The 7074-nt window shown below is 64.8% G+C and carries 7 protein-coding genes; 4 read left to right on the forward strand and 3 right to left on the reverse strand.

The genetic code is table 11. From position 1 onward, the window contains the following. Window positions 1-346 (forward strand): RT0821/Lpp0805 family surface protein (locus KBA48_RS31395; RefSeq protein WP_292912612.1); only part of this gene is annotated, 346 nt, incomplete at its 5' end. Between the two features lie 33 nt (window positions 347-379). Then, on the forward strand, window positions 380-1660 hold the full coding sequence (locus KBA48_RS31400; protein ID WP_292912613.1) for a serine hydrolase: 1281 nt from the start codon (window positions 380-382) through the stop codon (window positions 1658-1660). Window positions 1661-1732: 72 nt separating this feature from the next. Here the strand turns inward: KBA48_RS31400 and KBA48_RS31405 are convergent, their stop codons facing one another. After that, on the reverse strand, window positions 1733-2047 hold the full coding sequence (locus tag KBA48_RS31405) for a hypothetical protein (protein ID WP_292912614.1): 315 nt from the start codon (window positions 2045-2047) through the stop codon (window positions 1733-1735). A gap of 486 nt (window positions 2048-2533) precedes the next feature. On the opposite strand from KBA48_RS31405, the gene KBA48_RS31410 reads away from it, so the two are divergent. Further along, window positions 2534-4255: a methyl-accepting chemotaxis protein gene (locus KBA48_RS31410; RefSeq protein WP_292912615.1), complete on the forward strand. Its 1722-nt coding sequence runs from the start codon at window positions 2534-2536 to the stop codon at window positions 4253-4255. Window positions 4256-4532: 277 nt separating this feature from the next. Continuing rightward, window positions 4533-5099 carry a hypothetical protein gene (locus KBA48_RS31415; protein WP_292912616.1) on the forward strand — a complete coding sequence of 189 codons (567 nt, stop codon included), beginning with the start codon at window positions 4533-4535 and terminating at the stop codon, window positions 5097-5099. Between the two features lie 54 nt (window positions 5100-5153). Here the strand turns inward: KBA48_RS31415 and KBA48_RS31420 are convergent, their stop codons facing one another. After that, complete coding sequence (locus KBA48_RS31420; RefSeq protein WP_292912617.1) at window positions 5154-5831, reverse strand: orotate phosphoribosyltransferase; 678 nt, start codon at window positions 5829-5831, stop codon at window positions 5154-5156. Window positions 5832-5864: 33 nt separating this feature from the next. Further along, window positions 5865-6917 carry a dihydroorotase gene (gene pyrC, locus KBA48_RS31425; RefSeq protein WP_292912618.1) on the reverse strand — a complete coding sequence of 351 codons (1053 nt, stop codon included), beginning with the start codon at window positions 6915-6917 and terminating at the stop codon, window positions 5865-5867. Between the last annotated feature and the right edge of the window lie 157 nt (window positions 6918-7074).

Raw genomic sequence — 7074 nt, forward strand, 5'->3', positions numbered from 1 at the left:
GCCCCCGCCGGTGGTAGAGGCGCCACCCCCGCCGCCGCCGAAGCCGACCACCATCGTGATGGAGGACAGCGACCTGGCGGGTTTCCAGGGGGCGCTGCGGGAATTGGGTGGCAAGCCCATTGACGCGCCCGTGGGCTGGGCGAACCCCACCACCGGAAAGCGCGGGGCCGTCAAGGTGCTGCGCGACGGTTATGACGGGCAGAACCGCCCCTGCCGGGAGTTCCACTCCGTCGTCATCCTGGAGCAGATGTACCAGCATGCGACCGGTTTCCTCTGCCGTCAGCCGGACGGCACGTGGGAAGTGGTGCAAGCCAGGGACTATCCCCTCTACCGCCACGGTTCCTGACGGGCCGCGGCTGTCCAATCAGGGAAAAATGCCATGCGCCGCCAGTTTCTGATCACCGCCGCCCTGCTGACGGGAACCGCCCTCGGGGCGGCCTTGTGGCTGGGCGGTGGAAAGGACGACCGGCGCGACCCTGCCGGCATTCTTATGCCGGAAAAGCCGGACCGCTCCATCATGGTGGAACGGCCGCTGGTTTCCGGCCCCGGCACGGTTCTGCCCGTTGCCGATCCGGACCAGGGCGTGTTGTCGGATCAGGGACTGAAGGACATCCGCGCCTTTTTCACGGCCAGCAACAGCCGGGCGTTGTTGATCTGGCATGCCGGTGCGTTGCAGCTTGAACTCTACGCACCGGATACGCAGGCGGGCGACCTGCTGGATGCCTCCGGACTGGTTCCGGCCGTCATGGTTCTGCTGACCGGGCAGGCGCTGCGTGACGGCACGCTGCCCGGCCTGGATACCGGGATCGCGGCGTGGGTGCCGGAATGGGCCGGGGACGATCGCGGCCGCATCACGGTGCGGCAGTTGCTGGAGGGCAGTTCGGGGATCGCCCGTCCGGAACAGGCGCCGGCCGGCGACGCCCTTGCCTGGACCCTGTCGGCCAAGCTGGACAGTGAACCCGGCACCCGCTTCGCCCCGAACGGATTCGAGGCCCAGGTGCTGGGACTGGTCCTGTCACGCGCGGCGGGGGTGCCCGTGGCCGAGCTTCTGTCCGACCGGCTGTGGCGTCCCATGGGGGCCCGGCCGGGCCAGATGATGACCGGCGGCACCGACGGAGCCGCCTATCTCCATTGCTGCGTGAAGGCGACGGCCCGCGACTGGCTTCGTCCGGGTCTGCTGCTGCTTGAAGGCGGTCTCGCGGGGTCGGCGCAACTGGTGCCCACACCCTGGCTGGACCAGATGGAACGCCCCACGATGTATGCCCGGCACGATGGCTGGCGCGTGCGGCTGGGCTGGCCGTTCGAGGCCAAGAACGGCAATGGCGCGAAAAAGCCCTTCGTGGACGGGGACACGATCTTCCTGTCGGGGGAAGACGGAAGCAGGCTCTACATATCGAAGGGACGCGATCTGGTGGTGCTGCGCCTGGGCGCGCCCGTGGCCGACTGGGATGAGTCGGCGCTGCCCAACCTTGTCTCACGCGCCATCACCACGCCGCCGGCGGAATTCCGCTCGCAGAACGGCATGAAGGTCGGCAAGGCCCGCGACCTGAACGGTCAGGTGGAAATGCCGCCCATTACCAAGCCGCCACCGGTGCCGAAGGTCACGGTGGAACCGCTGGGCCCGCTTCCCGGTGAACAGACATCGCCCGCGCGACGGTGAGTAAGGTCGGACAAAGGGAGCGGCCGGTGACCGTTCACGGTCACCGGGTCCCGGACGGCCTATGACCGGTCGTTACTTCGACTTGAAAGCTCTCAACTGTTTGTTGAATTCCGCCGCCAGTTTCTCCATCCGCGTCGAGGCGTCGTTGTATCTCTTGGTCCAGTCGCCACCGGCGCGGCCCTTGCCCTCGAATTCAAGGCAGGCCAGATATTCCTGGGTTTCGGCCACATAGGCCTTCACGGATTGCTGCGCCGCGACCATGTCCGCTTCGACGGCCGTGGCCCCATCGGGCAGGTTCGGCGCATCCTTCAGCGTGCATTCGGCATGGGCAGCACCAGCGAAACCAAGCGCCGCCACGGCAAACACTGCCGCCACAATTTTTTTCATCGTCAAAGCCCCTTGTTCATCGCCACTTATCGTTTGACGCACTTCCGACTTCATTTGGCTTATGATCGGCGGACGATGATGTCCGGCCGGCGCCCCTCCCTGGGCTTACGCGAACCGATTTTATCGGCAATTTATTAATCAGGTCTTGCGGCCGGGCCGCTTGCTCGGATTCCACCGCCCCTGCGGCAGATACGCCTACATTTTCGTTACAAGCTCGGTTATACCTATGCGAAAGTATGGCGGGTCGGCAAGGGGCATTCCCATCGATCCGCTGGTGGGGTGAGTTTTAATAAAAATGTCTGTAACTAACTACTCATTCCATCGCGTGTAGTGCTTACCGGGTCTCTTCGCGGGGACCGGGCCGTTGTCGTCAGAAATGACCGCACGGTCGTTCGGAAAGTTATTGTTGCGCTTGAGCGGGATTTGCGGTGGCTGTGCAGTGATGAACGTCACGCAAGCGGTTAAGGACAGGAGAGGTTCAGCGAGATGAGCACTATCAATCGGACCATGCGACCGGCCGCAACGGCTGCGTCTGCCGCCGGCGGTTCCAGTGGCGGGGTCGCCGGTCTTTTCGGTAACTGGTCCATCAGCCGCAAAATCACCTTTTCGATTGCTGTGCCGGTGATCATCGGCCTTGGCGCTGTCATCGGGCTCAGCGCATCGTCGATGAGCGATGCGATGCTGGACCTGTCGAAGCGTTCGGAAAGCCAGGTGACGGAGATGATGGCGGCGCAGATGGCCGCCGCCGTTCGGTTCAAGAATTCGGACGCCGTTGCCGACAGCTATGCCGACCTTGCCAGCGCCAAGGGCACCAGCCTGGCCGCCGTGAAGGTCGTGGACGCCGATGGCGAGGTGCTGAACGAATATCCGACCAAGGAAAAGCCACTGCCGGCCGGCATGGCGGGCTTCGATTTCGCCAAGGCGAAGATCGACAAGACCGTGGCGGATGTGAAGGTCCAGGATCTGGGTGACTTCCTGGTGGCCCAGGCACCTGTGCGCGCCGGTGCCAACCGCGATCAGGTCGGTACCCTGACCGTGGCGTGGAGCCGGGCCAATGTGCAGTCCTCAATCTCTGCCGCCGTGTGGGGCAATCTTCTGATCGCCGCCATCGTGCTGGCGGTGCTGATCGGTCTGCTGGTTTTCCTGCTGCACAAGATCGTGGGCGCGCCCTTGAAGGACATGCAGTCCGCCATGTCCAGGCTGGCGGGTGGCGACCTCAGCGTTGCCGTGTCCGGCCTGGGCCGCGGGGACGAGATCGGCGCCATGGCGCAGTCGGTCCAGGTCTTCAAGGATAATGCGCTTGAGGTGGAAAACCTGCGCCGCCGTCAGGAAGAGGCGGAGCGTCAGGCTGCCATCGAAAAGAAGGCGTCCATGGAGAAGCTGGCGTCGGACTTCGAAAGCTCCGTCAAGGGCGTCGTGGCCGAACTGTCCGGTGCCTCCAGTCAGGTGCAGTCCACCGCCGAAGGCCTTTCCGCCTCGGCCGAGGAAAGCCGGGCGCAGACCAGCGCCGTTGCCGCCGCCACGCAGCAGGCGTCCGCCAATGTGCAGTCGGTGGCCAGCGCCACCGAGGAACTGGCCGGCTCGCTGGCTGAGATTTCCAATCAGGTCAACACCTCGGCCCGCATCGCCCGCGATGCCGCCAAGACCGCCGAGAAGACCAACGGTACGGTTCAGTCGCTGGCCCAGCGCGCCCAGTCGATCGGCGACGTGGTGAAGCTGATCAGCGATATTGCCAGCCAGACCAACCTTCTGGCACTGAACGCTACGATCGAGGCGGCGCGCGCCGGTGAGGCCGGCAAGGGCTTTGCTGTCGTGGCATCGGAAGTGAAGTCCCTGGCCAATCAGACGGCCAAGGCCACCGAAGAGATCGCCAGCCAGATCACCACGATGCAGGACGCCACCAAGGAGGCGGTCGACGCCATCGTCATCATCGGCCGTACCATCGCGGAGATCAACGACATCTCCGAAATGGTGGCCGGTGCTGTCGAGGAGCAGGACGCCGCCACCAAGGAGATCGCCCGCAACGTGCAGCAGGCTTCGATGGGCACGATGGAAGTGACCCGCAATATCGAAAGCCTGGAACAGGTGGCGCATCAGACCGGTTCGTCGGCGACCGACATGCTGGGTGCCGCGCGCAACATGGCCCGCCAGTCGGGCGAGTTGGGGCAGACTGTCGATCGTTTCCTGGCCCAGGTGCGCAGCGCCTGAGGACGGGACGCGCTCGGGGGCCGGAAGCCTCCGACCTTCTCCGTTACCGCTTGCATACACAGACCCCCGTCCTTCCGGACGGGGGTTTTGTGTTTCGAAAAGCCGGTTTATCCGACGATTTTCCGGTCCGTGGGTCTGGAGATGCCGGGCAGGACTTGGTAGGGTTGGTTAACGGAAGCCGATGCCGACAGGGATGCCGGGAACGACCATGCTGCGAGCGGCATTGATCTCAATAGTGCTGATTGCACTGGCGGTGGCGCCGTGTCCGGTGTCGGCAATGCCCTGGCATGAGGGGGGGGAGCCCGTCTCCGTAGCCGTCGGCCGGGTGGAGGACAGCCCGCAGATCGCCACCATGATGCGCAGCCTGGCAGCGGAATTGCTGGCGGACCCGGTCATGCTGTCGGCCTTGCGTCAGGCCAGCCGCGACAATGACAATGTCACCATCGATATCATCATCCAGCGGGACATCGCCTGGCGGTTACAGGCAAAGCGGGGTCGTGGGCCGCTGGTGGAGTCGGTGATGGGGGCCCCGCTGTCGCAGCATCTGGCCCTGCTGCGCTTCCCGCGTCAGGCAGTGTTGGCCGACCTGATGTTGACGGACGACCGGGGCCTGCTGGTGGGGGCCACCCGCATGCCCAGCGATTACGATCAGTCGGACGAGGCCAAATACATCATCCCGACCACGACGGAGCCGGGCATGGTGCATGTCGAGAATGCAGCCTATGACGAGTCGGCCGATGATTATGTGGTAATGGCCAGCATTCTGCTGGTCGATCCGGCCGATACCCGTGCCCTGGGCGTGCTGTGCGCCAATTTTACCTTATCGGCCCTCCAGCGGCGGTAAAAAGGGGCGCCATCGGCACCCCCTTTCACATGCGCCGGTTCAGGTGCGCCGGGATCAGGCCGTGGCCTCGTTACCGCCATTGCTGGCCGACCAGGCCTCTGGTGCGTGCAGGAACTTCTCCACCTCGCCCAGCGTGTGGCTGTCGAAATAATTGCCGTCCCGCGCGACGCGCAGCACATCCCACCAGGTGGCCAGCGCGTGCAGCTTCACGCCCATTTCGGCCATGGTCGCTTCCGATTGCGGGAAGATACCGTAATGGAAGACCACCCAGATATGTTCGACAATGGCGCCCGCGTTACGCAGCGCATTCACAAAATTGATCTTCGACCCGCCCTCGCTGGCCAGATCTTCCACCAGCAGCACGCGCTGGCCTTCCAGCAACTGGCCTTCGATCTGGGCATTCCGGCCGAAACCCTTGGGCTTCTTGCGGACATACAGCATGGGCAGGTCCAGGGCGTCCGACACGAAGGCCGCATAGGGGATGCCCGCCGTCTCACCACCCGCCACGGCATCGAACGCCTCGAACCCGGCCTGGCGGCAGAGCTGGTCCTTGGCTGCCTGGATCAGGAAGCGCCGGGCGCGCGGAAAGCTGATCAGCTTGCGGCAGTCGATATAGACGGGGCTGGCCCGACCCGAGGTGAAGATGAACGGCTTTTCCGCATTGAACAGGACCGACTTGGTCTCGATCAGGATGCGGGCCGTCTGGGTAGCGGCGGTGGCGGCGTCGATCATGGCGTGTTCCTGCGGTTAAATGGGTGGTGCGAATTAAACCAACCGCCAGTCCAGGCGCTCGCCCGACCGGAAGGGAAGGACAGCGGCCTTGCCGTCGATATCCAGGATATCGGGCACGGTCAGGCCGCTTCTTTCCAGCGTGACGGAGTCGTCATTGGGGGGCAGGCCGTACCAGGCGGGGCCGTTCAGGCTGGTGAAGGCTTCCAGCCGGTCCAGCATGCCCTCCTCGTCGAACACCTGGGCATAGAGTTCGACGGCGGTGGCGGCGGTGTAGATACCGGCGCAGCCGCACGCTGTTTCCTTGGCGCCGATCGGGTGCGGGGCGCTGTCGGTGCCCAGGAAGAACCACGGCTCCCCCGATGTCGCCGCCTCGCGCAGGGCCAGCCGGTGCGTCTCGCGCTTGGCGATGGGCAGACAGTAGAGATGCGGGCGGATGCCGCCGGCAAAGATGCTGGACCGGTTGATCATCAGGTGATGCGCGGTGATGGTGGCGGCCAGCTTGCCGGTCGGCCCGAATTTGCGCACCACGGCCACGCCCTCGGCCGTCGTGATGTGTTCCAGCACGATCTTCAGGTCGGGATGGCGGCCGCGAATCTTCGGCAGGACGGTGTCGATGAACACCGCCTCCCGGTCGAAGATATCAACCTTCTGGTCCGTCACTTCCCCATGCACCAGCAGGGGCAGGCCGACCTTGGCCATGCGGTCCAGCGCCGGTGCCACCTTGTCCAGATCGGTGACGCCATGGGCGGAATTGGTGGTGGCGTGGGCCGGATACATTTTCACGGCCGTGAAGATGCCGGCTTTCTTGCCATGTTCCAGATCGTCCGGATCGGTACCATCGGTCAGATAGGCCGTCATCAGCGGCTGGAACCGGCTGCCGCCCGGCAGGGCGCCCAGGATTTCCGTGCGGTAGGTTTCCGCCTGTGCCGCCGTGATCACGGGGGGAACCAGATTGGGCATCACGATGGCCCGGCCCAGTTGGGCCGCCGAATGCGGCAGTACGGCGCGCAGCATGGCGCCGGTGCGCAGATGCAGATGCCAGTCGTCCGGGCGGCGGATGGTGAGGCGTTGCGGATTCTGGGTCATCGCGGTCGGGTCCCCTGGGGCCAAGTGCCCGATGTCTAGGGCCAAAGCCCGTCGCACTCAAGCGCCGCGGCGGAAGCCCGGGCTTGCGCCCGTGTCGGGGGCAGCCTTGTCCTGGATGGCGTTGACCACATCGGTTGAAGAAGCATAGGCTTGCCTC

The sequence above is a fragment of the Niveispirillum sp. genome, from assembly GCF_017996735.1.
GTDB lineage: Bacteria > Pseudomonadota > Alphaproteobacteria > Azospirillales > Azospirillaceae > Niveispirillum.